The following is a 25,641-nucleotide window of genomic DNA, read 5'->3' on the forward strand; positions in this document are numbered from 1 at the left end:
GTTGCGCCTTTATTGGCGTGTCGTTGCACCACCCCCATCCACCGCAGACCGGCCGGTCTGCAATGAGCGTGAGCGAGTTTATGGCGAAGAAAGACGGTGTCATCGAGATCGAGGGCACGGTGTCCGAGGCACTGCCCAATGCGATGTTCCGTGTCGAACTGACCAACGGTCACAAGGTGCTCGCCACCATCTCGGGAAAGATGCGACAGAACTACATCCGCATCATCCCCGAGGACCGCGTCGTCGTCGAGCTGAGCCCCTACGACCTCACGCGCGGTCGCATCGTCTACCGCTACCGCTGAGCCGGCCGAGAAGTAACGAACCGCGCGAGCGGATCGAAGACAGCGAACAGGAATCACCCCCATGAAGGTCAACCCCTCCGTCAAGCCCATCTGCGACCACTGCAAGGTGATCCGTCGCCACGGGCGCGTCATGGTGATCTGCAAGAGCAACCCGCGTCACAAGCAGCGCCAGGGCTGAGTCCGTACGGGCTCGACGACCGACTTCCAACTGAATACACAACGGCAGGATCAGAACCCGCACGGCGGGGGACACCTCGGGGCGGAGGCCCGGGCACCGATCCTGCTCCACACCTCCACGACACTCTGAGGAGAGCCGCATGGCACGTCTCGCCGGCGTCGACATCCCGCGCGACAAGCGCGTGGTGATCGCACTTACCTACATCTACGGCGTGGGCCGTACCCGCTCCACCGAGATCCTCACCGCGACCGGCATCAGCCCGGACGTCCGCGTCAAGGACCTCACCGACGACCAGCTGGTCGCGCTCCGCGACCACATCGAGGGCACCTACAAGGTGGAGGGTGACCTCCGTCGCGAGGTGGCCGCCGACATCCGCCGCAAGGTCGAGATCGGTTCCTACGAGGGCCTGCGCCACCGCCGCGGCCTCCCGGTGCGCGGTCAGCGCACGAAGACGAACGCGCGTACCCGCAAGGGACCCAAGCGCACCGTCGCCGGCAAGAAGAAGGCGCGCTAGGCCTCCGCCGGCGCAGGATCCAGGAGAACCGCACATGGCACAGGCCAAGTCCGCCGCGCGCAAGCCGCGCCGCAAGGAGAAGAAGAACATCGCCGTGGGTCAGGCCCACATCAAGTCGACGTTCAACAACACCATCGTTTCGATCACCGACCCGTCCGGGGCCGTCATCAGCTGGGCCTCGTCCGGCGGAGTCGGCTTCAAGGGCTCGCGCAAGTCGACGCCGTACGCCGCCGGCATGGCCGCGGAGTCCGCTGCCCGCCAGGCGCAGGAGCACGGCGTCAAGAAGGTCGACGTCTTCGTGAAGGGTCCGGGTTCGGGCCGCGAGACCGCGATCCGCTCGCTGACGGCTGCCGGCCTCGAGGTCGGCTCGATCCAGGACGTGACGCCGCAGGCGCACAACGGCTGCCGTCCGCCGAAGCGCCGCCGCGTCTGACGCATCGTTCCCGGGGAGTGCTCGTCGCTCCCCGGGAACGCTCGCGCTTTCGCGCACCCAGGCATTGCGGATGCCACGGCCCCCGGGCGCGTGGCATCCGGCGAGTACAACTCAACACCTCACCCCATTACACGTGTCATATAGCGGGCACGTGATCGAAAGGAACACATAGTGCTCATCGCACAGCGTCCCACTCTGACCGAGGAGAAGATCGGGGAGTTCCGCAGCCGTTTCGTCATCGAGCCGCTCGAGCCCGGCTTCGGTTACACGATCGGCAACGCGCTGCGTCGCAGCCTCCTCTCGTCGATCCCCGGCGCGGCCGTCACGAGCATCCGCATCGATGGCGTCCTGCACGAGTTCAGCACCATCCCGGGCGTGAAGGAAGACGTCACCGAGATCATCCTGAACATCAAGCAGCTCGTGGTCTCGAGCGAGCGCGACGAGCCCATCACCGCGTACCTGCGAAAGACGGGTGCCGGCGAGGTCACGGCGGCCGACATCTCCGCTCCCGCGGGCGTCGAGGTGCACAACCCCGAGCTGGTCATCGCCACGCTCAACGACACCGCGAAGTTCGAGCTCGAGCTCACCATCGAGCGTGGCCGTGGCTACGTGTCGGCGACCCAGAACCGCAACGAGTACGCCGAGGCGGGCCAGATCCCGATCGACTCGATCTACTCGCCCGTGCTCAAGGTCAGCTACCGCGTCGACGCGACCCGCGCCGGTGAGCGCACCGACTTCGACAAGCTCGTCCTGGACGTCGAGTCGAAGCCGTCGATCGCTCCCCGCGACGCCGTGGCCTCGGCCGGCCGCACGCTCACCGAGCTGTTCGGTCTCGCCCGCGAGCTGAACGTCGAGGCCGAGGGTATCGAGATCGGCCCCGCCCCGGTCGAGACCGTCCTCTCGAACGAGCTGTCGATGCCGATCGAAGACCTCGACCTCTCGGTCCGCTCGTACAACTGCCTCAAGCGCGAGGGCATCAACACCGTCTCCGAGCTGGTCGCCCTCTCCGAGACGCAGCTGATGAACATCCGCAACTTCGGTCAGAAGTCGGTCGACGAGGTGCGCGACAAGCTCACCTCCCTCGGCCTGTCGCTCAAGGACTCGGTGCCCGGCTTCGACGGCGCTCAGTTCTTCGGCGGCTACGGCGACGAGACCGTCTGACCCGTCGGACCCGACCGAACCTTCCCACTGGAGTAACACGACATGCCCAAGCCCACGAAGGGTCCCCGCCTCGGCGGCGGCCCGGCCCACGAGCGCCTGCTTCTCGCGAACCTCGCCGCGGCCCTGTACACCCACAAGTCGATCAAGACGACCGAGACGAAGGCCAAGCGCCTCCGTCCGCTCGCTGAGCGCCTCATCACGTTCGCGAAGCGGGGTGACCTCCACGCCCGCCGCCGCGTCCTCTCGGTGATCGGTGACAAGGAGGTCGTGCACACCCTCTTCACGGAGATCGCTCCGCTGGTCGCGGACCGCGACGGTGGCTACACCCGCATCACCAAGGTCGGAAACCGCAAGGGTGACAACGCCCCCATGGCCGTGATCGAGCTCGTCCTCGAGCCCGTCAGCAAGAAGCCGTCCGCCTCGAAGGCTGCCGCCGCACCCGCTGCCGCGGCTCCCGCCGAGGACGAGGCTCCCGCCGAAGAGACCGCCGCTGAGGAGACCCCGGCCACCGACGAGGCCGCCGACGCCGGCGCCGAGTCGCCCGAGGAGGGCGCGGCCGCTGAGGCTGCCGCCGCCGACGCGGTCGAGGACGACGCGAAGGCGTAACTCCTCTCCCTCTCGCACCGAGGCCCTCTCCCAGCCGGGAGGGGGCCTCGGTCGTTGCGGCGCCCGGGCGATTAGGCTGAGTGGGTGCGTATCCGCCTCGACATCGCCTACGACGGCACGCACTTCCGCGGGTGGGCACGTCAACCGGGCTTACGTACCGTGCAGGGCACCCTCGAAGACGCGCTCACGCGAATCCTCGGCGGTGAACCGCGTCTCGTGGTGGCCGGACGAACGGATGCCGGTGTGCACGCCTCGGGGCAAGTGGCGCACGTCGATCTCGACGACGCACAGACGGCACGTCTTCCGCGTCGGCGACGCGACGGCGACGAAGTCGACGCGGTGGCGGCGCTCGCGGGTCGCGTGAGGGGTGTCCTGGGCGCCTACCCCGATGTCACCGTCACCCGTACCGTCGAAGCCCCGGACGGCTTCGACGCCCGCTTCTCGGCCACATGGCGCCGTTACGTCTACCGCATCGCCGATCTGACGACCGGCTACGACCCCCTCGAGCGTGCCCGCACCACGACGGTCAAGGCGCACCTCGACGTGGAGGCGATGGATGCCGCTGCCCGCAGCCTCATCGGCCTCCATGACTTCGCGGCCTACTGCAAGGCCCGGGAAGAGGCGACGACCATCCGGACGCTGCTCGAGTTCGACTGGCATCGGGACGCGGCGGGCGCGGTGATCGCCCACGTCCGCGCCGACGCCTTCTGCCACAGCATGGTGCGTGCGCTGGTCGGGGCGTGTGTGGCCGTGGGGGAGGGGAGGATTCCTCCGCACGCGGTCGTGGACATCCGCGACGCGGGGCTCCGCACACCGGACACGAAGGTGTTGGCCGCTCGTGGACTCGTGCTCGCCGAGGTCGGCTACCCCGTCGACGAGCTTCTGGCATCCCGTGCCGAACAGACGCGGAATCGGCGCGACGCGGACGACATCGGTTCCTGAGCGTTTGGCAACCCTCGCGGGGCGGGGGGATCCGTCGCCTTAGGCTGGCGGAGTCATGAAGGTCATCTCGTACAACCTGCGCAAGCATCGCGCGGCGGGGGAGCTCGCCGCCCTCGTCGACGCCCACGCGGCCGACGTCCTCTGTCTTCAGGAGTACGACACCCGCGAGATCCCCGCAGAGATCTCGGGGCTGCGGCTGGCGGAGGCGACCCAGCGCAATCGACTGGGTCTTGCGGTGTACTACCGCGAGAACACCTTCCGCGCGGTCGACGTGCGCTCCATCTCGCTGAAGAAATCGCTGCACGACTACGTGCTCAAGCCCGCCGAGGAACGCATGCTCGGCGTTCGTCTGCGGGACATCGACGACGGCCACGAGATCATCGTGGCGTCGTTCCACGCCGCGCCGCTCACGGCGCTGAACTCGCTCCGGCGACATCAGATCCGCGCTGCTTTGAGCGAGCTGCAGAACCTCGGACCGGGACTGCCCACGCTCATGGTCGGCGACTACAACTACCCGGTCTTCAAGGAGAACCTCGGGCAGGCCGTCCGCGACCAGGGCTACGAGCTCACTCTGAGCGACTCCCGCACCTACACCCGGTACCGCTTCTTCCGCGGCCACTACGACTTCGCCACGTCGATCGGTTTCGACATCGCACACATCCGAACCCTCCCCCAGGGGCTCAGCGACCACCTCCCGATCCTCATCACCGCGGACGTCGCGGGAGGTCGGCTCGCCGCGACGTCCTGAGCCGGGCGGGAACGGCGGAAGCGAGGGCCGTCGTCAGACGACCCTCGCTTCCGAGGTACCGATGCGGTCAGGCGGCGGTACGACGACGGCGCACGGCGGCTCCCACGCCCACCGCTGCTCCGGCGACGACAAGAGCGCCACCGGCGATCCACAGCCCCGCGGCGCTGTCGGAGTTGAAGCCCGTGACCGCGAGACCGGCCTTCGACGGCGGCTTCGTTCCCGCGGGGGTCACCGTGATGCTCGTTCGCAGGACGACACCGCTGGTGACGCCCGTGAACGTGAGGTCGTACTTGCCGCTGGCGTTCTGCGGGAAGAGGATCGGCACGTTGAGCTTGCCCTGCACGGCACGCGTGGTCAGCATGGTGTTCGTCTCGATGGCCGTCTTGATGAAGGCGAGCCTCGCGCCGTTGGCGTTCTCGCCCGTGATTGTGATGCGGATGTCTTCAGAGGCGTTGAACGGTGCGCGGTCGGTGGTGAACGTGCTCGTGTTGTTCGGGGCGATGGTCGCGGGAGTCGCGATGACCACTGCAGGGTCGGGGTAGGCGTGTGCGGCCGTGGGGGCCATCAGCGCGACGGCCACCAGCGAGAGAGCTGCAGCGGCACGGAGGATCGAGTTCTTCATGGGGTCCCCATATCGATGGCGGGTTGGGCCGGGTCAAGGAAGCGCGAACGTCTCGCGGGAAACGGCGCGTGCGTGAACAGTCTTTCGGCGCCCCGCCGAGTGGTCCTTTTCCGCCGGGGCCCTTTCATGCCTGAGGCGGCAAGAAATCACCTGTCTCTCCGTGCGACACTGCGGCCGAGAGAGCGAGCGAGGCGCGTGACGGTGCTAGCCCGCGTCCGCGCACGAGGGCGCCTCGTTGGCAGCCGCGACCGCGGGTAGCATGGGGGTCGTCACCGTCTCCAGCCTCGGCGTCCGAGGCGTCGCGACGGTGAGGTCGAGCGTCGCGGATTGGCCGGGCGCCACCCGCACCGACCACTTGAGCACCTCATGGCCGCGGTCCTGAGCACGGACGAAACCCGAGGGGTCCGCGTCCCCGGTGACGGTGTTGTCCTGAAGCAGGGCGCCCGTCGGTAGGTAGACGTAGACGCCGGTGAGCGTGTGGCCCGGGGGCACGCCATACGCGCCCCCGCCGGTGACGTACTCCGGCAGGGTGGCCGGGTCGGGAGCGTCATTGCGCAGCGTGACGCGGAGCATTGCGGTGCCATCCGAGCACCACGTCGTCGCGGTCCCGAGCCGCATGTAGTAGTCCATCTTCGAGCCGGTGCCGTCGTTCACGTAGACGCCGAGCGTCGTGGCGCCGTCGCCCGAACCAGGGAGGCCCCCCTGCAGCGTCGAGCCGTCGAGGACCGCCTGCTCCTGCGAGTCCGCACTCCAGACGAGGAGGCGCCGCTCTCGGCCCGAACGGTCCAGCGCCTCGACCAGGGCGCGAGGCTCGAGGTCTCCGGCAGCCAGCGCCCCGAAGACGGCGCTCGTCGCCGACTGGAAGAAGGCATCCTGCTGCTTCGGGTCGGAGTAGCGGCGATACACCTCGTCCAGGAGCAGCGGCACAGTGTTCTCGCTCGTGAGTACATCACCCGAGGGCAGGCTCACCGGTCCCGTCGCCGTGAGCAGATACGACAGCGCGACGGGGTCGACGGCGATCACACCGTCGACCTCGGTCCCGTGCTGCTGACGCCACATCTCCCGTGCCAACGGTGCCCCGGCGGCGAAGTCGGGCAGCTGCGTCACGTTCTGGACGTACCGCGCCGGTCGCTCATCGAACAGTGGGCGTAGGCCTTCGGGCACATCGGCGACCGGTTCACCGCCGGCATCGCGGAAATCCGTCGACGAGGCCTGTGCGGTGAGCGTGATCCTGCCCTGATCCGTGTTGAGCTGCGCGACGGCTCCGACCACTCCGCCGGGCGAGCGCCACTCGGCGCTGTTCTGGAACAGCACCAGGTAGGACCGCGGTCCGTCGGCGCCGAGCATGGCGGGAAGCAGGCGGGTCGTCCGATGCAGCGCGTCGGCGTCGGCGCGCGCCCGTGCGAACAGCTCATGAGCGCGCGTGACCTGATCGGCGAGCGCGGGGAGGACGTCGCGGAGCTCGACCGCGGACAGCCGGGACGTCGCATCCGTCAGGGCCACTGTCGCCCTGTCAGCCGCGGGCTCCCACGAGGCGAGCAGCTCGACGTCGTAGCCGCCGTCGCTCGTGCGCAGCGACCCGGAGGAGAGGGCGGATGCCGCCGCGCCCACCGGCTCGAGAGCCGCGAGGGCCCCGTCGGCGGCGCCGGCGAGCTCGGCGATCGCCGTCAGCTGTGGTCCCGCCCAGGGGAGCGAGCCGGCGGCGGCCCATACGGGGTCGCTCGTCAGGGCGCGCGCGGCGGCCATGTCGTCTCGGGCGGCGGCGAGGTCGTCGGCCCACACGGTCGGGTCGCTGTCAGAAGAGCCCACCCCCACGAGAACATCGCGCGCAGCGTCGAGATGCTGGTACGCCATCGCGCCGCGCACCGCGACCCACGCGGCTCCCGCAGCACCGATGAGGAGCAGCACCGTCGTGAGTGTCAGCAGCGCGCGCTCGGCGCCACGACGTGAACGATTTTTCACGCGAGCACAATAACGTCTCGAAGATCCCCGGCCAGGGCCCGTGAGTTCCCGTCCGCCTAGACTCGACGAAGAACCACAGGAGGATGCATGGGGGAGCGGATGCTGCGACGACGCCGCGCCGTGGGCGCGATGGGCGCAGGAATGATGGCGCTCGCGCTCGCCGGATGCGGTGCGCCGCCGTGGGCGCAGGGCGGGGGCCAGGCTTCCCCCTCCCCGACCCGGTCGGCGTCCATCGTGCCCGTACCCGTTCCCGTGGCGAACGACCTCTCCAGCGGCTCCACCGAGCGCCAGGTCAACGCCGGGGCGATCTCGGCGACCATCGACTACTGGTCCACGCTCGCCATGGACCGCTGGACCGCGACCGCGCTCAAGCCCGTCAGTATCTCGATGGCCACCACCGTCACCCCGAACGACGGCCAGAAGGTCTACCTGCAGAGGGCGACGATGACCGCGGTCCCGGGCAACGAGACACAGTCGTTCGCACCCCTGGCCCCACAGGTCGATCAGTCCAACCCGCCGGGTTATCTCGTGCTGGCTCCCTACAGCTACTCGCAGACGTTCAACGTCGGCGAGGTGCCGGCAGAAGCGACCTTCGTGACCCTGCAGTTCACGTACGAATACCTCCTGCAGACCACCCCCACCTCGAACGAATTCGCCAAGCAGACCGCCAGCGATTCGATCACCGTCGCCATCGCCCGGGAAGCGACGCCCTCGGGCTGATCAGGCGCGCAGCCGCTCCCAGCGGTCACCACCGAGTCCGCTGGCTGTCACGGCGGCGTCCTCAGCGAGCCGGACGAGCTCGGTCAGATCGTAGTCGGCGGCCTCTGCGGGCACCCACCCGATACTCGCCGAGAAGTGCACGTCGACCCAGTCGGCGGCATCCACCTCCGTCACGCGCCGCAACAGCTGCCGGACGTGCTCGCGCAGCACCGGCCCGGGGCGGCATACGACCGCCACGAGCCGTCCACGGGCGGGTCGTCCCAGATCCGCCTCTGCCGGAAGCGCTCGGGCGACGACGGTCTCGAAGGTCGACACGATGCGATTCCATCCGCTCTCGCCGATCGTGCTGCGAATCTGTTCGGGGTCATCGAGGCGAATGGCCAGCACCGCCCACGAGGTCTCTCGTGATCGTCGCGCGCGAGCCAGCCGGTCGGTCGCTGTCACCGTGAACTGCGGCCACGAAATCGCCGAGCTGGTGCCCACCGGTGACACCGACGTGAGATACAGGACGCTGACCGTGGCGCAGACGAGGTACACCAGCATCGCCAGGCTGTTCAGGATGCGGGGCAAGTACAGGTCGCCGACGTTCGAGGGAAGGGCGAGTCCGGCGACGACGATGCCGCCCGCGAGGGCGACGAACCCCGCCGAGACGATCGTGAGGGGGAGGACGAGTCGCTCCATGCGGTCGGCGGCGCGTCGGGTCTCGGCGATCGTGAGCCCCGCGAACACCGCCGCTCCGAGGAACGCCACGCGGAATGTCATCCCGTAGGCGCGCGGTTCCGTGGCCGCGACGAACGCCGCGGCGGTCGCCACCGACTGCGCGACCGCGATCCAGGGCAGAGCACGCGCGTCGCGCCGCGCGCGGAAGCCCGACCAGATGAGAGCGGGGGCACCGAGCATGAGCCCCAGCCCGGCGCGTCGAACGGCCTCCTCGCCCATCACCGAACCGGCCACCGATACCCACGTGCTGGCCATGGCGAGCACGAACGCGAGCGACCAGAGCAGTGCGGCGCGGGAGGGGCGGTGCAGAAAGCCCAGGCCGACCACCATCACGGTGGCCAGAGTGGCGACGGTCGCCTGAGCGAGCCCCAGGTTGGCCAGGGTCTCCTGCGGTGTCATGCGTCCGGGGCTCCCGTCCGGGCGGGCAGACGCACCGTGACGGTGGTGCCGCTGCCGACTTCGCTTTCGAGTTCCAGCGAGCCGCCCTGCTCTTGAATGATGCTGCGCACGATCCCCATCCCCAGTCCGGTTCCCGGCGTCGGGCTTTCGCGGGCGGCGCGGGCGCGGAAGTACGGGTCGAAGATGCGCGGCAGGTCTTCGGGATGGATGCCAATTCCGGTGTCGGTGAAGGTCAGCTCCACCTGATCGGCCGAGATCGTCCCCGAGATGCGCACGCTGCCACCGCCCGGTGTGTACTTGATGGCGTTGCTGAGGATGTTGTCGAACGCCTGACGCAGGCGGAAACCGTCGCCCACGACCTCGGCGGAGGGGGGCAGCTCGTCGATGACACTCACTCGTCGTGCGGCCGCGGCCGGGCGGAACGACTCCAGAGACGAGGCGATGATGCGGCTGGCATCCGCTGTCGTCGCCGTCTTTTCCTCGCGGAACATGCCGCGCGAGTTGGCGAGGATCTCCGAGATCAGCGTCTGCATCCGCTCACCGGCCCCCGCGATGACCTCCAGCTGCTCTCGCACCTTGGGCGACAGATCGGGAGCGTCGAGGGCGAGGTCCGCGTGGCCGATGATGGCCGTTAGCGGGTTGCGCAACTCGTGAGAGACCGTGGCGGCGAGGCGTTCGCGCGCGCGCTCGGCCTCGATGAGCGCCGTGACGTCGTGGACGATGAGCAGCGTGCTCTCGGGCTCGTCCGAGGACACCAGCCGCCGAGTGGATGCCGAGAGCGCGTGCCAGTCGCCCTGCGCGTCGAACAACCACACGCGCTCGTCTTCGAACTGCTCGCCCCGCGCGGCGCGGGCGAACGGCCGCTCCGATTCCGGCAGCGGCTCGCCGCGGAGAGTCGCGTACTCCACCGCGCCCCCCGGACGCGACGGCTCATCGCGTTCGATTCCATACAGGTTGACGTAGGTGTCGTTCAGCGCGAGCACCTCGCCGTCGGCGGAGAGCCGCGCGATGCCGGTGTCCAGTCCGTTGAGCATCTGCGACACTCGACGCTCTTGCCCGGTGACGCGCTGCAGTGTGCCTTGCAGCCTGCTGGCCTGCCGCCGTAGGAGCTGCTTGAAGGCCCGGGTCTGGCGCGATGACAGGTAGGCCGTGATCGCGATGAACGTCAGCGACAGCATCACGACGATGAGCCGCAGAGCGGTCTCGGGTCCGACGCCGGTGATCGAGGCGTCCGCGACGATGATGACCCCGACGGTCGCCAAGGAGGCGATCATCAAGCTGAGGACGAAGTGCGTGGCGATCCACGTGATGGGGAACACCCAGAAGAAGCTGAAACGCAGGTCGGTGCCGAAGCTCAACAAGCCGATGCCGACGATGTCCCCGAAGGGGATGAGTGCCACCGTGTTCCGGGGCAAGCGGTGCCACGGGACCATGATCGACACCGCGGTGAGGGCGATCACGATTCCGACGCCGGTCGAGAACGTCCAGACGGCGAACAACGACGGCGAGAGCGCCTGCACGAGCAGCACCGTGATGACGACGCTCGCGCCCAGAACCAGCTGGAGAAGCCACACCGAACGCGTGCGACTGCTCGGCCCGCTGGTGTCGTCGGCGTCGGAGAGCCCCGGCGAGATCGCCGACGGGACGCTCCTCACGGCTGCCATGTGATCGAGTGTATAGACCATGGTGTAGTCTTCTGCGCGCCATCCTGTCTCTGCTCGCCCTTCGCTTCCACCCGGTCGCGTTGTTCGGTCAGACTCCCCCTGAGGCCTGCATCCCGCAGTGTGATGGTCGTTTCGTCGACCTTGCGTACCAGCGCCCTCAGAACCTGGAGAGAACAGTGGACACCTCCTCTCGCCGCCGGACCCTTCGCGCTCTCGCGCTCGCGTCGGTCATCGCCCTCGGGGGCCCGCTCACCCTGACGGGCTGCTCCCAGATCATCGACGCGTTCAACGCACTCCAGGCCCAGACCTCGGGTCAGAGTCAGTCCGTCGTGGTGTCTACGCCCGAGCCGCAGTCGACCGCCGATGTCATGCCCTTCGACTCCCGCTTCACCTATGACGGATCGGTGTCGCTCTCGTCCGAGGTGGCCGACGGCCTCGAGCTCCGCCTCGATGTGTGGGCGGTCGACCCCAAGCGCACGATGGAGTGGACGTCGACGAACGAGAAGCAGTTCGGCTTCGCCCTCAACGTCTACGACCACCGAGTCGACGAGAAGGCCGTGCTCGCACAGAAGCGGCGCGTCTACGTGTCGTCGGTCTCGATCACGTCGCAGACCGCGCAGACCGGGGGACAGGTTTCCAACCCGTTCCAGTTCAGCGCCGACCCTCGCACCCTCGTCCCGTCGGACACCCTGCGCTCCGACCGCGGGCTGCTGCTGAACAGTTTCCAGGGCGGGCTGCTGGTGCCCTCGACCTCGATCCGCCAGCTGCCGAATGACACCTATGGCATCACGCTGGAGTTCGCGTTGAGCATCGCCGTTGAGGGGACGGCCAACTCCGAGGCGTCCTTCGGTCAGCAGACCGTGTACCAGTACTTGCCGATCGCGATTTTCGAGTCCGACGCGTCGTCGGCCGCTGAGCAGCCCACGGACTCGGGCGAAAGCACGGACCGCGCGCCCGGGTGGGGGCAGGGGAACGACCAGGGCTGACCGCCCGGACGGCCCGATCAGGGGTGGGGTACGGCGCCGAGACCGGGTCGTAACCTTCGACTCTCCATGAGCAGCGAGAGCGCCTGCACGTCGGCCACCCGATGGTGCTCGAAGGCGAGATCGGGTGTGTCGCCGTAGCTGATCCGCGGCATGCGCGCGGCGAACGCGCGGCGCACGTGCGCTTCGACGTCGGCCGGCGCAACCGATGCGGCGACGAGGACGAACACGGTGTCGCGAGCCGGAACGCCCGCGCGCGCTCCCGGGAGCGCCTCGTGAGCGGCATCCACCAGCATCGCCACCACTTCGTCGGCGCGCGCCGCGCTGTGAGCCGCGCGGATCAAGGCGATCTCGGGGATGCGCACGACGAGCGTCTCGACCTCTGCACGGGATCGGAGCAGCTCTTCGGCGGCGCGTCGGAGGACTCCGCGTTCGTGAGCGCGCGTGCCGGGCGCGGGGTCGTCATCGAGCTCGCGCCCCAGCCGAACGGAGCCGAGGCCCATTCCGACGATCGCCAGGGCGCTGACGATCGTGGTGATCTCCGTCGAGGCGGTGTGCTGCCACAGCGGCGAGCCCATTCCCGCGAGCCCCGCGACGACGAGACGGTGGAGGTTGTAAGCGGCGTACGCGATCAGCGTCACCGTCAGGGCTCCGACACCCGCGAGCTCGCGCACCGGGCGCCGCCGGAGCTCGACCGCGGCGAGGACGGCGAAGACCGCCAGGGCGCCCGTCTTGAGCAGGGTCGCGTCGTCGAGTGCCATCACGAAAGTCAGCCCGAGCATCAGGATGCCGCCGGCCCCCACCGTGGCGGCTCCGATCGCCGGCCGTGCGTTCAGACGTCGTGCGCCGGCCCAGGCCAAGCCCACGGTCACCACGTTCGTCGCGTTGCCGGCGGCCGCCGCGAAGGTGCCGCCGCCGGACATCTCGGCCACGTTCGCGAGCGAGCATGCCATGGCGGCGACGGCCGCGACGCCCATGTATCGCACGAGCTCGGCGCGTGGACCGCCGCGGTCGTCTCCGTGACGCCCGTGCGCCAGGTAGAGCGCGGAACCCGCGACCGAGGCTGCGGCGATGGCGACGAGGAAGTTGAGGAAGATCATCGTCGAAGCTCTCCCTGGTGACGCGCCCCGGGCCCAATCTTGAGGAAACCTTGCGGGGACGGTGGTCATGTGCGGCGCTGGCCTTGCGGTGAACATAGCAGAGTGAAGCCAGATCGACCGCTCCCCCCGCGACAGGAAGACGCCGCCATGACTGACCAGCGAAGCTTCGCTCACCAGAACCGGGCCCTCGCCTACCCCGCGGGCAACGCCGGCGGTCCATCCATTGTCGAGGAGCACGCCTTCCCGGACGACTTCGCGTCGGTGCTGGAGCACTCCACGGTGCACCGCTCGACCATCGGGTGCATCATCCCCGCCTACAACGAGGAGGAGTCGATCGCGCAGGTGATCGAGGCCCTGCTCGGGCAGACGCGCGTGCCCGATGTCATCCATGTGGTGGTCAACAACACCTCGGATGCCACCGTGAAGATTGCGTCCGAGTACAGCGGGCCGCACGAGATCACGACCGAACTCGGCGAGCAGTTCACCGAGGTGTTCGTCCACGACATCGGCAAGAACCCCGACAAGAAGGTCGGAGCGCTCAACTACGGGTACTCCCTCGTCGAGGGATACGACTACCTGCTGGGCGTCGACGGCGACACGATCGCCGACAGCAAGGCCGTGGAGTACCTCGAGACCGAGGCCGTGTCGGACTCCCGGATCGGTGGCATCTCCGCGATCTACACGATCGATGACAAGCCCATCAAGGGGCTCATAGCACGCTTCCTCACCGCCGGTCAGCGCACGCAGTTCGCGGCGTTCAACCTGCAGAACCTCCTGCGCGGACGCAACATGGCGGTGCTCGGTGGGCAGTTCTCGATCTTCTCGACGAACGCCCTGCGAGAGGCGATGAAGCAGAACCATCAGGTGACTCCGTGGGTGAAAGACTCCGAGGTCGAGGACTCGCTGCTCTCGCTGCAGATCAAGAGCGCCGGCTACCTGACGAAGATCAGCCCCTTCGCTCGCGCGAACGTCGGCGGCATGACGACGCTCTCCGGCTACGACGCGCAACAGGTCAAGTGGACCTACGGCGCGATCGAGCTCATGTGGCCGGGACAGCGGGGAGACACCAAGGGTCAGCCGTTCCACCCGAACCTGCGTCTGCGGTGGTTCGAGAACTTCGGCATGCTCACGAACCTCTTCGTTCGCGTGGCGTTCCTCACGCTGCTGGCGGGTTCGCTCTCGATCAACGCGTTCGTCTTCTCGCCGCTGTGGCTCATCCCGCCGCTGGTGGCCATGCTCCTGAACCTGCGCATCGCGCGCACCATGGCGTCCTGCGACCGGTCCGATGTGCTCTTCGCCGTGCTGTTCTTCCCGGCGGAGATCTTCATGTGGATCCGCATCAGCCACTTCGTGCGCTCGTGGACCCGCTTCCTCTCGCGCAAGAAGGTCGACAACTGGGCCATGCAGGCCAAGGCGGAGCGCGGCGGCGGCCTCGGACACTGGGCCCCGATGGTGGTGCTCATCGCCGTCGCGATCGCCCTCGCCGTCATCTGGGTTCTGGTGGGTCCGATGGTGCAGTCGTCGATCCTGTGGATCGGGTGGCCCATCGTCGGTGTCGTCACCGTCCTGCAGACCCTCTTGATGTTCTCCAAGCTCGTCCGTCGTCACCACGGATACAGGGTCTGACCGCGACCCGAACGCGGCAGAGAAAGACGGATGCCTCGGCCCTGGGGAGGGTCGAGGCATCCGTTATGTACGCGAGGGGGCGATCAGGGCGCGGCCATCATCTCCGAGGTCAAGCGGTAGCCGACTCCCCGCACCGTCTCGATGTAGCGGGGGTTCGCGGGGTTGTCGCCGAGTTTCCGGCGCAGGTTCGTCATGTGCGCCTCGATGGCACGTTTGTCCGCCTCGCCCACGAAGTAGCTGGTCACGTAGGACTCGCCCCGGAGGACGAGGGTCAGATCGGCTTTGCTGCGCACGCGCCGCTTGGACTCCATGAGGGTGGCGAGGAGGTCGAACTCGGTGCGCGTGAGGTCGAGCTCGAGTCCGTCCACGAGCACGATGCGACTGTCCGGATCCAGCTGCAGGTCGCGGTGCACGATCCAGGGGGAACCGGTGGGCGTGAGGTCTCCGTGAGCGCGCGGGGCCACCTCGTTGCCCGGACGGGTGGCGACTTCGTTCCGCGGTGCCGACGCCCACGGGGCGGGGCCCTGCGAGGACGGGACGACCACGGGCGCGCTCGGCGGCTGCGGCGCTGCCGGGGGCGGGGTCGGCTCGACGTGGGCGATCGGCTCCGGGGTCGGCCGGGCGCCGGGGAAGGACGGACCCACGCTGTCCTGCCGGGGTGCGGTGACGGCGGGGGCGCCGGCACGGGGCCGTCGCAGAAGCGCCTCGATGCGCGCGCGCAGCTCGCGGGGGCGGAAGGGTTTGACCACATACTCATCGGCGCCGGCGCCCAGGCCCAGCACGACGTCGGCCTCTTCTTCGAGTCCGGTCAGCATGATGATGTACGTGTCGCTCTGCTGCCGGATGCGACGAGCCGCCTCGAATCCGTCGATTCCGGGCATGTTCACGTCGAGCGTCGTGATGAGCGGTTGGTAGGCGATGACGGCGCGGACGCCGTCGATGCCGTTGCCGACGGAGACCGTGGAGAATCCGGCGGACTCGAGCACCTCGACGAGAAGGTGACGAATATCCGGATCGTCCTCGACGATCACGGCCGTCTTCAGCATCTCTGTGCTGTCGCTCATCCCACCACTCTTCCGGATCTGCACGCGCGCCGTGCCCCCTGCACTCCGCGAGACACGGAGCCCGCATCATAACCGAGCGCCATCTTTACACACTTCGACGATCGAGCGGTCAGCCGTGGCGCGCCGTCCGGCTTCAGCGACTCTCGCGGGTCAGTTCGATTGAGGCATCCGGCCACCACGTCCCGGCCTCCGGGCCGCCGTTGCATTCGCCATCGCTTTCGCCCGGCGGCTTGATCCACAGGGTGGTGTCGACGACGTCGTCGCCGAACGCGCCGCTCGGGGCGCCCACGAGTCGCCCACGAGGATTGCACCACTCCGAGCCCGCGGGGCCGGCGCCGTTGCGCGAGGTGTCGATGATCGCGTGGATGCCGCCGAGAAGATCGGACAGGCGGTGCGCATAAGCGAACTCATTGGCCGTGTCCTGATAGTTCGACACGTTGAGAGCGACGCCGCGGACATCGTTCAGAAGTCCTGTCGATCGAAGGAGGTCGGCCATTTCGTTCGCGGGATGCCACGCCGAGTGACCCCCGTCCAGGTAGATCCAGGTGTCCACGCCGCGAATGTTGTCCACCGCGGTGCGCAGGTAGCCGGCGCGCTCCTGCATCGACCCGCACGACGGGCCGAGCGCGATGCTGTCCGGTTCCAGGACGACGATCTTGCGCACATCGGACGCGTTCCTCAACGCGTCGCCGATTCGGGCCGTCCATTCTCGATACGCATCCGGGTCGAGCCCACCCGCGGAATGGTTCCCGCAGTCTCGATCCGGCAGGCCGTAGACGGCGATCGCGAGGGTGGCGTCCTGGTCGCGCGCTTCCGCCGAGAGGTGAGCGACCCGGTCCCACACCTCATCGAGGGGATCGATCTCGGGAGTGAGCCAGTAGGTGGTGGGCTGGGCGGCCAGCCATGCGGCGGCTTCGGCTTCGGCTGAACCCGCATCGGCTTGCTGGGCGGCCTTCGCGGCCTTGGATTCGTCTGGCACGACGATGCGGGTGTCGACAGCGGGAGGGCGTGCCGACAGGGTCTGGAACAGGCTGCTGACCAGCGAACCCACGACGGCGATCCCGGCGATGAGCGCGACGACGACGACCACGGCCCCGCCCACGAGCAGCGGCCGCGGAATTCGTCTCCGTCCACCCGGACGGCGCCTTCTCCCCACGGTGAGACTTTAGTCGAGCGCGACGGTCCCGAGGCTTACGTCCGTTTCCCTCGATGCTCATCATGAAGTTTATGGACGCAATCCGATAACGCATGGATCGTCCTGGCGGTGGCTAGGGTGAAGGACCGGATAGCCTCTCCCTGTGGGAAAACTGGTTTACAACGCGTTGGGTCACTCTTTCGATATCGAGGACCGCACGCTCGCCCACCTCCGCCTGGTGTTCATGAACAAGCTGCGCCGGGGCGAGCCCTTCATGTTCCACTTTCCGGTCGGCGACGGGAGCGGAACGCGGAGCCTATGGATCCACCCGTCGATTCCGTTGGTGTTCCACTTCTACGGCAGTCGTGCTCCGCATGTGAACCGCCGGTGGGTGGATGACCTCATGCACGAGGCGAGTTCGCCCAACGGCCTCAGCGTCGTGGCCGAGCCCGACCCGGATGCCGTGGAGAAGACGATCGCCTGAGGCGGGTCAGCGGCACTCGGCGTCGACGACCTCTCGGACGCGGTCGAGGAACTCGACGACATGGTCGGCGGCTCCCTCGGGCAGGTCGAGGGCGAACTCGCGAATGCGCGCCGTGACCGGATCGACGGCGTCGGCATCGGAGGTGCGGTCGAAGGGTACGACGAACTTGCTGCGACGATCTGCGGGATTGGCGACGAACCCGATGAGCCCGCCCGCGTGCAGGCGGTCGAGCATGCCCGTCACCGACGCGGTCGAGACGCCCAAGGCCTGCGCGATCTCGGTAGGGGTGACGGTCGCGCCTTCGTCGGCGCGTTCCAGGATCAAACGCATCGCGGCGCGCGCGTTTTCGCTGGGGCCGCAGTCGGTCTGGCGCCGCCGGGCCAGTCGGGCCTCGGCCAGGCGCAGCCGTTCGACGGCGCGGGCGGCGACCCTCGAGGATTCCTCTTCTGTCACGATCGTCATGGCTCTCCTGTACGGTCCGGCCGCCCGATGCGACAGTCTAGTTAGGCAAACGAGATTCTTCAGGTGCGACCACTCCGGCGAAGAGGGCGGATCCCTCAGGACAGCAGGAAGATCCGAGAAATTCGTCGCGGATTCACTTTGCGATAGTTAGGTAACCTAGTAAAACATCGAGAGCCGACACACTCCGGAAGGAGACGCTCATGGGCCACCTGTTCTACGGCTCTTCCGAGCGCCCGATCCGGATCCCGGACCGCACGCTCGCTCACGTCAAGGTCGTCATCGCGACCAAGCTTCGTCGGGGAGAGAGCTTCACGATGTCGTGGCGTCATCCCGAGGATGAAGACGGCGGTCGCAGCACCATCTGGATCCAGCCGTCCATCCCGCTGCGGTTCGTCTTCGGATCGGTCGAACCCGAAACCCTCGATCCCGCCCTGCTGCAGTCGTATGCGACGTCGGCGAACTCGTCCAGCGGTCTGACGATCGACATCGACGCACCCGTCCGTGCGGAGCAGGGGGAGGCGTCGGCGCGTTCGGTGTGAGCGCCGGCATGGGCGCATCTCGACGAAAGCGCCCACGTCAGGGCCGACCCGCGGCGTGGCGGTGCGCGATGACGGACATCCACTCCATCCCCGGGCAGGGGGGAGCGGACCGGCCGCGGAGGCGTTCCCACGCCTCCGCGTAGATCCCCTCGAGAAGCGACGAAGCGGAGTCCGCGCTCGGTGTCAGCGTCAGCAGAACGGCGTACACGCGCGGCGAGGTGACGTCGTAGAACTCGAGGAAGGCGTCGCAATCGCCCGCCGCAGCTCGCACCAAGAGGGCGTCGACGTCGGCACCCCCGACGTCGGGTCGAGCCCCGTCCGTGAGCGTCATGGGCACCTCCTTCGCCGACGTGAACCCAGTCAAGCGTTCCGTTCGTGTCCCGGCCGGGGGTTGCGCTCGCCGGGCTCTTCGCGTAGCCGCCTCTCGGGCGGCATCCACGCCCTTCCCCTGGTTTCGTCAAGCCCGGGCCGCTGAAGTGACGCAGCTCTACCGTGGAGGCATGAAAACGTTCGTCCGCTGGGCTTTGGCCCTGGCCATGACCTTCGCGGGCGTGGCGCATCTGACCTTCGCGCGCCGGGACTTCCAGGCCCAGGTCCCCGACGCGGTCGTCGAGCACGGTCCGCTCGACCGCGACGCCGTCGTGGTGGCATCCGGCGTCGTCGAGATCGCCTTCGGTGTGGCCCTCGTCGCCCTGCCGCGCGAGCGACGTCGTATCGGCGCCGCGCTCGCGGCGTTCTACGTCGCGATCTTCCCCGGCAACGTCGATCAATGGCGCAAGAAGCGTTCGGCTTTCGGGCTCGATACCGACCAGCGTCGCTTCGGACGCCTGTTCTTCCAGCCCGTACTGGTGGCCGCCGCCTGGTGGTCGACGCGCTGACGCGGGTATGAGTGCCGTCGTCAGTCTCGAGCTCGTCTTCGACGAGGAGGCGGAATCCGCGATCCGCCGCGAATGGAGGCTTCTGCACGACGCGGGACTGCCCAGTCAGGCCCAGCACACGGGAGCGAGCAACCGCCCCCACATCACCCTGCTCGTTCGGACGGCCCTGCCCGAGATCGATGCCGAACGACTCGACCGCGTCCTCCCGGTGGCGGTGACCCTCGGGGCGCCGGTGCTCTTCGGGGTGTCCCGCACCCGCGTGCTGGCGCGATCGGTCGTGCCCAGCGGCGAGCTCCTCGCCCTCCACGCCGCCGTGCACGGGCTCGCGGGACCGGGGGACGATGCCCCCCATACGATGCCGGGGGAGTGGACGCCGCACGTGACGCTCGCGCGTCGTGTGCCCGTCGGCAGGATCGGTGAGGCGGTCGACGCCCTGGGCGCGGGGGGCGGCGAGCCGATCAGGGCGTGGGCGCTCGGCATCCGTCGATGGGATGCCGAGACGCGAACGGTCTCGCCCATCGCGGGACGTGGCACGCTGGAATCGTGCTGACCGACGACGCGCTCGCCTTCGTGGCCGAGTATCACCTGGCGACCCTCTCCACCATCGGCCGAACGGGTCGGATCCACGCCGTTCCGGTGGGGTTCACGTACCGGGACGGGGTCGTGCGGGTAATCGGCTCGCGGGGGACGCAGAAATTCGTCAACGCCGAACGCAGCGGACGTGCCTCGATCTGCTCGGTGGACGGTGGTCGCTGGATCAGCTTCGAAGGTCCCGCGCGGGTCACCGACGATCCCGAGAAGGTCGCGCTCGCGGTCGACCTCTACGCCCAGCGTTACCGTCAGCCCCGCGTGAATCCGGAACGGGTCGTGATGGAGATGAGCGTCGAGCGAGTGCTGGGATCGGCTCCCTTCCGCGCGTGACGGGCGTACCCTCGATGTATGCCTTTGCTCACCCCGCTGCTGCCCGTCGGGCGTGAGGGGGTCGTCGGCGCGCGCAGCGCCGGCGGCAGAGGCGCGATCGGATCCGTGCTCCACGCCGCGTGAGCGGCGTCGCCGTGCGACCCTCCGGGTCGCCGCGCCCACGCCTGCGCCGACCCGTTCGGCGCGCATCCACCGCTTGCCCGTGCTCGACGCGGGTGCGCACGGCCGGACACGCTCCGGCCCGTCCTGGGGAACGCCCATGATCGCTCTGACCGAATCCACCATCCGATCCAGCTTCGTCAACGTCTCGCTCCGCGAACGGAAGGCGATCGTCGTCCCTGACGATCTCGCCGACCGGGAATGGGAGCGCCTCGATTACTTCGGCTGGCGTGACCCGAAGTCGCCGCTTCTCGGCTTCGTCGTCGCCGAGCTCGACGGCGCCGCCGTCGGGCTGCAGCTCCGCCAGGCCGAGCAACCGACCCGCTCGCGTCCGCAATGCTCGTGGTGCGCGGACGTCACCCTGCCCAACGACGTCGTCTTCTTCGCCGCACGTCGGGCCGGCCGCGCGGGCAAAGCCGGAAACACCGTCGGGACGCTGCTGTGCGCCCATTTCGAGTGCTCCGCGAACGTTCGGCGTCTCGATCCGCCGGCGTACCTGGGCCATGACGCCGAGGCCGCACGCGATCGCCGAATCGTCGGACTGCAGACGCGGGTCGAGAGCTTCTTCCGAGACCTCCTGTCCGGAGCGTGAGCGTCGGCGCGCCGGCGGCGGGGTTCCGGCAAAGCACTCAGCCCGGCGCGCAGGTCTCGAAGGCGTACTCCGCTGCCCCGGGGGCGGACAGTCCGCGGTCCCGCAGCACGGTGACCGCGGGCGTGTCCTCGTCGGCGCACAGGCTCGTAAAGGGTCGGGGCAGGCGGTCGGTGTACTCGATGTCGATCACCTGCGTGCCGTAGACCTCGGTGTAGGTCGCGCACTCGCCGTAGGCCGCGCACTCTTCCGCGACGGCGAAGTCGAATCCCGCCGCGTCGCGGAGATCGGCGGCGAACTCGGCGGCGTTCTTCTGCCCGGCGGCGAGACCCGCTCCGTGGGCCACGACGACGAGCGCCTCGGCGACGGCGAGGTTGTCCTCGATGGTGAGCGCACCATCGGTGCGGGTGAAGGTGTCGAGATTGTCGAACTCGACGGCGCGGAACCCGGATGCCGCGCACCCGCGGATCCACGCGGAGACGAGCCGCACGATCTGCCGACGGTTCTCGTCGGTGGACGTGTCGACGATGCGTTCGTCTGGCCAGTCCGGGTCGATGACCGGCTCGCCGTCCCGCTCGAGGAGGGTGCCTTCCGGCCACTGATCGCTCTCGCCCGGTTGGGTCTGGAAGGCGTTGACGTAGCAGATCGAGTAGAGGCCGTCGGCGGGCGCGGCGGTGCGATCGCGCACGACGATGCCCACACCGTCGGCGGGCGGGTAGGGCTGGCCGAGCTGATAGTCCACCAGCGTCCCGGCGGGAAGGGGAGGCGGATCTTCCACCGGGGCTCCGGTCGGCGCGCACGCGGACAGGACGGCGCTCAGCACGACGATGCCGACGATGACCCCGACGCGCGACATACGACCACCCTAGGAGTGTCCCCGACGCGCCACGACACGGGGCGGGCGTCGGGTCTCCGTGGGGGCGGGGACGCGCTAACCTGCTGTGGCCTCCCCGGGACCGCAATTCTGAGCATGCGCCGCGCGGAACGGAGGAAACGGGTGAGCCAGGGGGCATTCGGCGAGCACCGGGCCTGGCCCTATGCCTGCGGTGATGCCGATGGTGCGCCGCGACGGTGTCGATCGCCACGTCCGCATCGCTCTGTCTCTGCTGGCACGGGAGTCGACGTCGTGGCGGGCGCTCGCGTCCGTCTTGACCAATGGTTCCTCCGCCCTGTTCGTCGCGCTCCCGCTCCGGTGGCCTCGTCGGAGGCTGCCACAGTGGGGCGACAAGGGGCAGCGATCTCGGACGAGACAGGAGGAGCACCGTGAGCGAAGACCCGGAGGCACAGCGACGGGATGTGGTCTTACGCCGCCTGGGCGAACGCGTGCGGGCCATGCGACGCGCACGCGGGATGTCGATCGCGTCGCTGGCGCTGACGACGACCCTGTCGGAAGAGGAGATCCGCACGCTCGAAGCAGGGCAGGTCGCGGCGCCCATGGATGTGCTGATCACGCTCGCCGATGCCTTCGCGGTCGGCGTCGCGGACCTGTTCGGTGACAGTGCCGTCGCGCTCGCCGATTCGCACGCCACTGACGCCGCGCGGTCGAGCCCGCACGTGATCCCGAGCCCGGTCCTGTGGGGCGGTGATCTTCCGCCGGCGCCGTGGCTGGACGAACCTGCCGAGAGTGGTCGTGATGCGCAGGCGCCGCCCGTCGCGCCCGCGCCGACCGCGGGAGCCGATGCCGACGTCGCCGCTGTCGGAGACGGCGACCCCGCCGCGGAACGAACGCCTCCTGCGTCGGGGCAGGGGAGCAGCGACGCGACTCCCGCATCCGCGCCCGAACCCGCGGTCCCGACTCCACCGGATCACGGCGCGCCCCCGCACGTGCCGGTTGCCTCGGTGGCGCCGCGGGTACACCGACGCGCTGCGGAGCGCGGGATGCACGAAGAGACGCCCTATGTGTTCGTCGCTCCCGATGCTCCCCCCGCGCACGGGCCGCGAACCTTCGCGGATCTCCGCACGGGGAGCCTGGCGGGTCGCACTTTCGGCTCGATGCGGGAGTTCGCCGTGGCATCCGTGCGGGAGGGCAATCACGCCCTTCCCGACGTGGCCCGCGTGTTCCGGGTGCCGGTGTGGCGGCTCGAACAGTGGGTTCGCGAGTCCGGCCACGCGGACTGAGCCCGCGTGGCCGGCGCGGACGTCACAGGGCGCGCAGCTTCTCCAGCAGCGGTGCGGCGATCTCGTCGACGAAGCGCTGCTGCTCGGCGTCTCCGACCTGCACGATCGCGATATCGGTGAACCCCGCGTCGATGAAAGGGCGCACGCTCTCGGCCAATTCGTCCAGGTCGGGGCCGCACGCGATGGAGTCCGCGACGTCCTCGGGGCGCACGAACTGCGAGGCGCCGGCAAAACCGGCCGGGGTGGGCAAGTCGGAGTTGACCGCCCAACCGCCGGCGAACCACCGGAACTGGTCGTGCGCGCGCGCGATGGCGGTCTCCTTGTCGGGATCCCAGCTGATCGGGATCTGACCGATCTTGCGCGATTCGCCTTCGTGATGCTCGTCCCACCCGCGGATGAGCTCGGCCTCGGGCTCGGTGGTGATGAGGTGGTCGCCGAGGGGCGCGAACCGTTCGATGGAGTGTTCGCCGGAGACGGCGACGCCGATCGGAACCCCACCCTCGGGCGCGTCCCACACGCGGGCGGAGTCCACGCGGAAGTACTCGCCGTCGTAGGTGATGAGGTCGCCGGTGTGAAGGGCGCGGATGATCTCGATCGCCTCCACGAGCATGTCCTGCCGCGCGTGCACGGCCGGCCAGCCCTCACCGACGACGTGCTCGTTGAGGTTCTCGCCGGAGCCCAAGCCGAGCGTGAACCGCCCGTCCGAGAGCAGCTGCAGGGTCGCGGCCTTCTGCGCGACGACAGCCGGGTGATACCGAATCGTGGGGCAGGTGACGTAGGTCATCAATTCGACATCGGTCGTCGCCTGCGCGACGGCGCCGAGCACGGTCCACGCGTACGGGGCATGTCCTTGCGACGTCAGCCACGGTGAGTAGTGGTCGCTCGACACGAGGAAGTCGTATCCGGCGCGTTCGGCGCCGACGGCGTAGTCCACGAGCTCACGGGGACCGCTCTGCTCGGTCATGAGGGTGTATCCGAAACGAGTCATGACGGTCACGGTAGGCGCGACGGGTGAGCCCCGCCGCGGGGTTGCGCTCGCCGATCGGATACGGCAACGGGCCCACGGCGTGTGCCGTGGGCCCGTCGCAGTGCGTCAGTCCTCGGGGGCGTGGATGACCTTGCGACCCTCGAACTCGTCGCGCCGCTTCTTCTCGGCATCCTTGCGGGTCTTGGCCAAACTCGCCACCGTCGCCACCGCCACGGTCGCCGCGATGAACAACAGCGAGAACCAGATCGGGATCTCGGGCACCCAGAGCAGCGGCTCGCCGCCGTTGATGAAGGGCAGCTCGTTGACGTGCAGCGCGTGGAAGACGAGCTTCACACCGATGAACGCCAGGATCACCGCGAGACCCTGCGAGAGGTAGACCAGGCGCTCGAGCAGACCACCGATGAGGAAGTACAGCTGCCGCAGGCCCATGAGCGCGAAAGCGTTCGCCGTGAAGACGATGTACGCCTCGTTCGTGAGTCCGTAGATCGCAGGGATGGAATCGACCGCGAACACCAGGTCGATGAATCCGATCGCGATGATCACCAGCAGCATCGGCGTGACGAAGCGCTTGCCGTCGCGATTCACCGTGAGCTTGTCCTCGTGGTACTCCTCGGTGACGGGGAGGACGCGCCGGACGAAGCGCATGAACTTGCCGTTCGCGGGGTCGCTCTCGCCGTGCGCGAAGGCCTGGCGGTAGGCCAGGAACAGCAGCAGCGCGCCGAAGATGTAGAAGATCCACGAGAAGTTCTCGATCAGCGCCGCACCGATGGCGATGAAGGCTCCCCGCATGATCAGCGCGATCACGATGCCGATCATCAGCACCTTCTGCTGGTACTTCTTCGGCACCGCGAACCCGGTCATGATGATGAGGAACACGAACAGGTTGTCGATCGAGAGCGCCTTCTCGGTCAGGTAACCCGCGAAGTACTCGCCCCCGTAGGTCCACCCCGAGACGACGCCGATGCCGACCCCGAACAGCAGGGCGAGGCCGATGTAGAACGCCGACCACCGGGCGGACTCGCCGATGGACGGTTCGTGCGCCTTGCGCACGTGGGCGAAGAATTCGAAGACGAAGAATGCGATCGTGACCGCGATCGTGATGATCCAGATGAGCGGGGTGACACCCACGCGAGCCTCCAGGGGATTCTGGTGTACAGCAAAACACCAAGGTCTCCTCCATCCGCGACGCGGACCGACGACCCGGGTCCACGATGGCGTGGACCGTACTGACGGATTCGTCGCGTGGGAGTACTCCCCTTGCTCCGGTCGATTGTACGGCACCCATTCCCCGCGCGGCTGTGCGGCGGCCGATGGGCTGCCTGCTCAGCATGCGTCCCGCGAGCGCGCAACCCCTCGCCGCGGCCGCCCCCGTCGTCCGACGATGGCAGGACGACGTCGAAGGAAAGGACGAAAATGGACGACCGCGACGAGACGCAGGACGCCCCCATCATGGACGGGGCCACCGAGGCCGCGCCGGAGGAGAAGAAGGCCGGCGCGAAGGAACAGCGAGCGGCGGATGCCGCGGTCGGCAACGCCGCGGCCGACGAGGACCTCCACGACGACGTGCGCAGCATCCGCGCCTACGGCGAAGACAGGTAAGGCGACGGACCCCGTCCGGAGCCGC

The 25,641-nt window shown here is 68.6% G+C and carries 31 protein-coding genes; 19 read left to right on the top strand and 12 right to left on the bottom strand.

Going from position 1 to position 25,641, the window contains the following annotated elements:
- Positions 1 to 80: 80 nt before the first annotated feature.
- The 8 genes from infA to P5G46_RS11335 all read left to right on the top strand — a co-directional run bounded on the left by infA (position 81) and on the right by P5G46_RS11335 (position 4,884).
- The gene (infA, locus tag P5G46_RS11300) at positions 81 to 302 is read left to right on the top strand and encodes a translation initiation factor IF-1 (protein WP_013583992.1); all 222 of its coding nucleotides are present in this window, start codon (positions 81 to 83) and stop codon (positions 300 to 302) included.
- Positions 303 to 363: 61 nt separating this feature from the next.
- Positions 364 to 480, top strand: coding sequence for a 50S ribosomal protein L36 (rpmJ, locus tag P5G46_RS11305; protein ID WP_005050492.1), 117 nt, complete (start codon positions 364 to 366; stop codon positions 478 to 480).
- Positions 481 to 619: 139 nt separating this feature from the next.
- Complete coding sequence (gene rpsM, locus P5G46_RS11310; RefSeq protein WP_063256596.1) at positions 620 to 994, top strand: 30S ribosomal protein S13; 375 nt, start codon at positions 620 to 622, stop codon at positions 992 to 994.
- Between the two features lie 34 nt (positions 995 to 1,028).
- Positions 1,029 to 1,427, top strand: coding sequence for a 30S ribosomal protein S11 (gene rpsK / locus P5G46_RS11315; RefSeq protein ID WP_013583990.1), 399 nt, complete (start codon positions 1,029 to 1,031; stop codon positions 1,425 to 1,427).
- A 171-nt stretch (positions 1,428 to 1,598) separates the two neighbouring features.
- Entirely contained in the window at positions 1,599 to 2,588 is a 990-nt protein-coding gene (locus P5G46_RS11320; protein WP_408905721.1) for a DNA-directed RNA polymerase subunit alpha, read from the top strand.
- Between the two features lie 42 nt (positions 2,589 to 2,630).
- Positions 2,631 to 3,194: a 50S ribosomal protein L17 gene (gene rplQ, locus P5G46_RS11325; protein ID WP_375094728.1), complete on the top strand. Its 564-nt coding sequence runs from the start codon at positions 2,631 to 2,633 to the stop codon at positions 3,192 to 3,194.
- 84 nt (positions 3,195 to 3,278) lie between these two features.
- On the top strand, positions 3,279 to 4,136 hold the full coding sequence (gene truA / locus P5G46_RS11330; protein WP_408905722.1) for a tRNA pseudouridine(38-40) synthase TruA: 858 nt from the start codon (positions 3,279 to 3,281) through the stop codon (positions 4,134 to 4,136).
- Between the two features lie 55 nt (positions 4,137 to 4,191).
- The gene (locus P5G46_RS11335; protein ID WP_239274783.1) at positions 4,192 to 4,884 is read left to right on the top strand and encodes an endonuclease/exonuclease/phosphatase family protein; all 693 of its coding nucleotides are present in this window, start codon (positions 4,192 to 4,194) and stop codon (positions 4,882 to 4,884) included.
- A gap of 67 nt (positions 4,885 to 4,951) precedes the next feature.
- Here the strand turns inward: P5G46_RS11335 and P5G46_RS11340 are convergent, their stop codons facing one another.
- A complete protein-coding gene (locus P5G46_RS11340; RefSeq protein WP_239274784.1) occupies positions 4,952 to 5,506 on the bottom strand; it encodes a hypothetical protein in 555 nt (184 codons plus the stop codon).
- Between the two features lie 204 nt (positions 5,507 to 5,710).
- A complete protein-coding gene (locus tag P5G46_RS11345) occupies positions 5,711 to 7,468 on the bottom strand; it encodes a DUF4012 domain-containing protein (protein WP_408905723.1) in 1,758 nt (585 codons plus the stop codon).
- A gap of 87 nt (positions 7,469 to 7,555) precedes the next feature.
- Between P5G46_RS11345 and P5G46_RS11350 the strand changes: the two genes are divergently transcribed.
- Positions 7,556 to 8,188, top strand: a complete 633-nt coding sequence (locus P5G46_RS11350; protein ID WP_239274786.1) for a hypothetical protein — start codon at positions 7,556 to 7,558, stop codon at positions 8,186 to 8,188.
- On the opposite strand, the gene P5G46_RS11355 is transcribed toward P5G46_RS11350, so the two are convergent.
- Positions 8,189 to 9,307, bottom strand: a complete 1,119-nt coding sequence (locus P5G46_RS11355; RefSeq protein ID WP_408905724.1) for a hypothetical protein — start codon at positions 9,305 to 9,307, stop codon at positions 8,189 to 8,191.
- Complete coding sequence (locus P5G46_RS11360; protein WP_375094723.1) at positions 9,304 to 10,971, bottom strand: sensor histidine kinase; 1,668 nt, start codon at positions 10,969 to 10,971, stop codon at positions 9,304 to 9,306. The genes P5G46_RS11355 and P5G46_RS11360 overlap by 4 nt, the downstream gene beginning before the upstream one ends.
- A 176-nt stretch (positions 10,972 to 11,147) precedes the next feature.
- On the opposite strand from P5G46_RS11360, the gene P5G46_RS11365 reads away from it, so the two are divergent.
- Positions 11,148 to 11,957, top strand: coding sequence for a fructose 1,6-bisphosphatase (locus P5G46_RS11365; RefSeq protein ID WP_239274789.1), 810 nt, complete (start codon positions 11,148 to 11,150; stop codon positions 11,955 to 11,957).
- A 17-nt stretch (positions 11,958 to 11,974) separates the two neighbouring features.
- Here the strand turns inward: P5G46_RS11365 and P5G46_RS11370 are convergent, their stop codons facing one another.
- Positions 11,975 to 13,054 carry a hypothetical protein gene (locus tag P5G46_RS11370; protein ID WP_408905725.1) on the bottom strand — a complete coding sequence of 360 codons (1,080 nt, stop codon included), beginning with the start codon at positions 13,052 to 13,054 and terminating at the stop codon, positions 11,975 to 11,977.
- 147 nt (positions 13,055 to 13,201) lie between these two features.
- Here P5G46_RS11370 and P5G46_RS11375 point away from each other — a divergent pair, with 147 nt between their 5' ends.
- A complete protein-coding gene (locus tag P5G46_RS11375; protein WP_408905726.1) occupies positions 13,202 to 14,680 on the top strand; it encodes a glycosyltransferase family 2 protein in 1,479 nt (492 codons plus the stop codon).
- Positions 14,681 to 14,763: 83 nt separating this feature from the next.
- On the opposite strand, the gene P5G46_RS11380 is transcribed toward P5G46_RS11375, so the two are convergent.
- Together P5G46_RS11380 and P5G46_RS11385 are read right to left on the bottom strand one after the other, a co-directional pair.
- Complete coding sequence (locus P5G46_RS11380) at positions 14,764 to 15,744, bottom strand: response regulator transcription factor (protein WP_408905727.1); 981 nt, start codon at positions 15,742 to 15,744, stop codon at positions 14,764 to 14,766.
- Positions 15,745 to 15,877: 133 nt separating this feature from the next.
- On the bottom strand, positions 15,878 to 16,900 hold the full coding sequence (locus P5G46_RS11385; RefSeq protein ID WP_408905728.1) for a glycoside hydrolase family 6 protein: 1,023 nt from the start codon (positions 16,898 to 16,900) through the stop codon (positions 15,878 to 15,880).
- A 142-nt stretch (positions 16,901 to 17,042) separates the two neighbouring features.
- On the opposite strand from P5G46_RS11385, the gene P5G46_RS11390 reads away from it, so the two are divergent.
- Complete coding sequence (locus P5G46_RS11390) at positions 17,043 to 17,363, top strand: DUF7882 family protein (RefSeq protein WP_239274794.1); 321 nt, start codon at positions 17,043 to 17,045, stop codon at positions 17,361 to 17,363.
- Positions 17,364 to 17,369: 6 nt separating this feature from the next.
- Here P5G46_RS11390 and P5G46_RS11395 read toward each other — a convergent pair whose 3' ends face one another.
- Positions 17,370 to 17,825, bottom strand: coding sequence for a MarR family transcriptional regulator (locus tag P5G46_RS11395; protein WP_239274795.1), 456 nt, complete (start codon positions 17,823 to 17,825; stop codon positions 17,370 to 17,372).
- 200 nt (positions 17,826 to 18,025) lie between these two features.
- Between P5G46_RS11395 and P5G46_RS11400 the strand changes: the two genes are divergently transcribed.
- Positions 18,026 to 18,364 (top strand): DUF7882 family protein, encoded by a 339-nt coding sequence (locus P5G46_RS11400; RefSeq protein ID WP_239274796.1) that lies wholly within the window; start codon positions 18,026 to 18,028, stop codon positions 18,362 to 18,364.
- A gap of 37 nt (positions 18,365 to 18,401) precedes the next feature.
- Here P5G46_RS11400 and P5G46_RS11405 read toward each other — a convergent pair whose 3' ends face one another.
- On the bottom strand, positions 18,402 to 18,695 hold the full coding sequence (locus P5G46_RS11405) for a sigma-70 family RNA polymerase sigma factor (RefSeq protein ID WP_408905729.1): 294 nt from the start codon (positions 18,693 to 18,695) through the stop codon (positions 18,402 to 18,404).
- 169 nt (positions 18,696 to 18,864) lie between these two features.
- Between P5G46_RS11405 and P5G46_RS11410 the strand changes: the two genes are divergently transcribed.
- From P5G46_RS11410 to P5G46_RS11425, 4 genes are all read left to right on the top strand, one after another.
- Positions 18,865 to 19,242, top strand: a complete 378-nt coding sequence (locus P5G46_RS11410) for a DoxX family protein (RefSeq protein WP_239274798.1) — start codon at positions 18,865 to 18,867, stop codon at positions 19,240 to 19,242.
- Between the two features lie 7 nt (positions 19,243 to 19,249).
- Positions 19,250 to 19,792, top strand: coding sequence for a 2'-5' RNA ligase family protein (locus P5G46_RS11415; RefSeq protein WP_408905730.1), 543 nt, complete (start codon positions 19,250 to 19,252; stop codon positions 19,790 to 19,792).
- The gene (locus P5G46_RS11420; RefSeq protein ID WP_308192641.1) at positions 19,786 to 20,163 is read left to right on the top strand and encodes a PPOX class F420-dependent oxidoreductase; all 378 of its coding nucleotides are present in this window, start codon (positions 19,786 to 19,788) and stop codon (positions 20,161 to 20,163) included. The genes P5G46_RS11415 and P5G46_RS11420 overlap by 7 nt, the downstream gene beginning before the upstream one ends.
- 259 nt (positions 20,164 to 20,422) lie before the next feature.
- Positions 20,423 to 20,914, top strand: a complete 492-nt coding sequence (locus P5G46_RS11425) for an FBP domain-containing protein (RefSeq protein ID WP_239274801.1) — start codon at positions 20,423 to 20,425, stop codon at positions 20,912 to 20,914.
- Positions 20,915 to 20,951: 37 nt separating this feature from the next.
- Here P5G46_RS11425 and P5G46_RS11430 read toward each other — a convergent pair whose 3' ends face one another.
- Positions 20,952 to 21,767, bottom strand: a complete 816-nt coding sequence (locus P5G46_RS11430) for an endo alpha-1,4 polygalactosaminidase (protein ID WP_408905731.1) — start codon at positions 21,765 to 21,767, stop codon at positions 20,952 to 20,954.
- A gap of 299 nt (positions 21,768 to 22,066) precedes the next feature.
- Here P5G46_RS11430 and P5G46_RS11435 point away from each other — a divergent pair, with 299 nt between their 5' ends.
- Positions 22,067 to 23,029, top strand: a complete 963-nt coding sequence (locus P5G46_RS11435) for a helix-turn-helix domain-containing protein (protein WP_275437848.1) — start codon at positions 22,067 to 22,069, stop codon at positions 23,027 to 23,029.
- A gap of 22 nt (positions 23,030 to 23,051) precedes the next feature.
- Here the strand turns inward: P5G46_RS11435 and P5G46_RS11440 are convergent, their stop codons facing one another.
- Together P5G46_RS11440 and P5G46_RS11445 are read right to left on the bottom strand one after the other, a co-directional pair.
- Entirely contained in the window at positions 23,052 to 24,017 is a 966-nt protein-coding gene (locus P5G46_RS11440; protein ID WP_239274804.1) for an LLM class F420-dependent oxidoreductase, read from the bottom strand.
- 105 nt (positions 24,018 to 24,122) lie between these two features.
- A complete protein-coding gene (locus tag P5G46_RS11445) occupies positions 24,123 to 25,145 on the bottom strand; it encodes a TerC family protein (RefSeq protein ID WP_239274805.1) in 1,023 nt (340 codons plus the stop codon).
- A gap of 285 nt (positions 25,146 to 25,430) precedes the next feature.
- On the opposite strand from P5G46_RS11445, the gene P5G46_RS11450 reads away from it, so the two are divergent.
- Positions 25,431 to 25,616, top strand: coding sequence for a hypothetical protein (locus P5G46_RS11450; protein WP_239274806.1), 186 nt, complete (start codon positions 25,431 to 25,433; stop codon positions 25,614 to 25,616).
- Positions 25,617 to 25,641: the final 25 nt, after the last annotated feature.

Source organism: Microbacterium mcarthurae (assembly GCF_046064585.1).
Classification (GTDB): Bacteria; Actinomycetota; Actinomycetes; order Actinomycetales; family Microbacteriaceae; genus Microbacterium; species Microbacterium mcarthurae.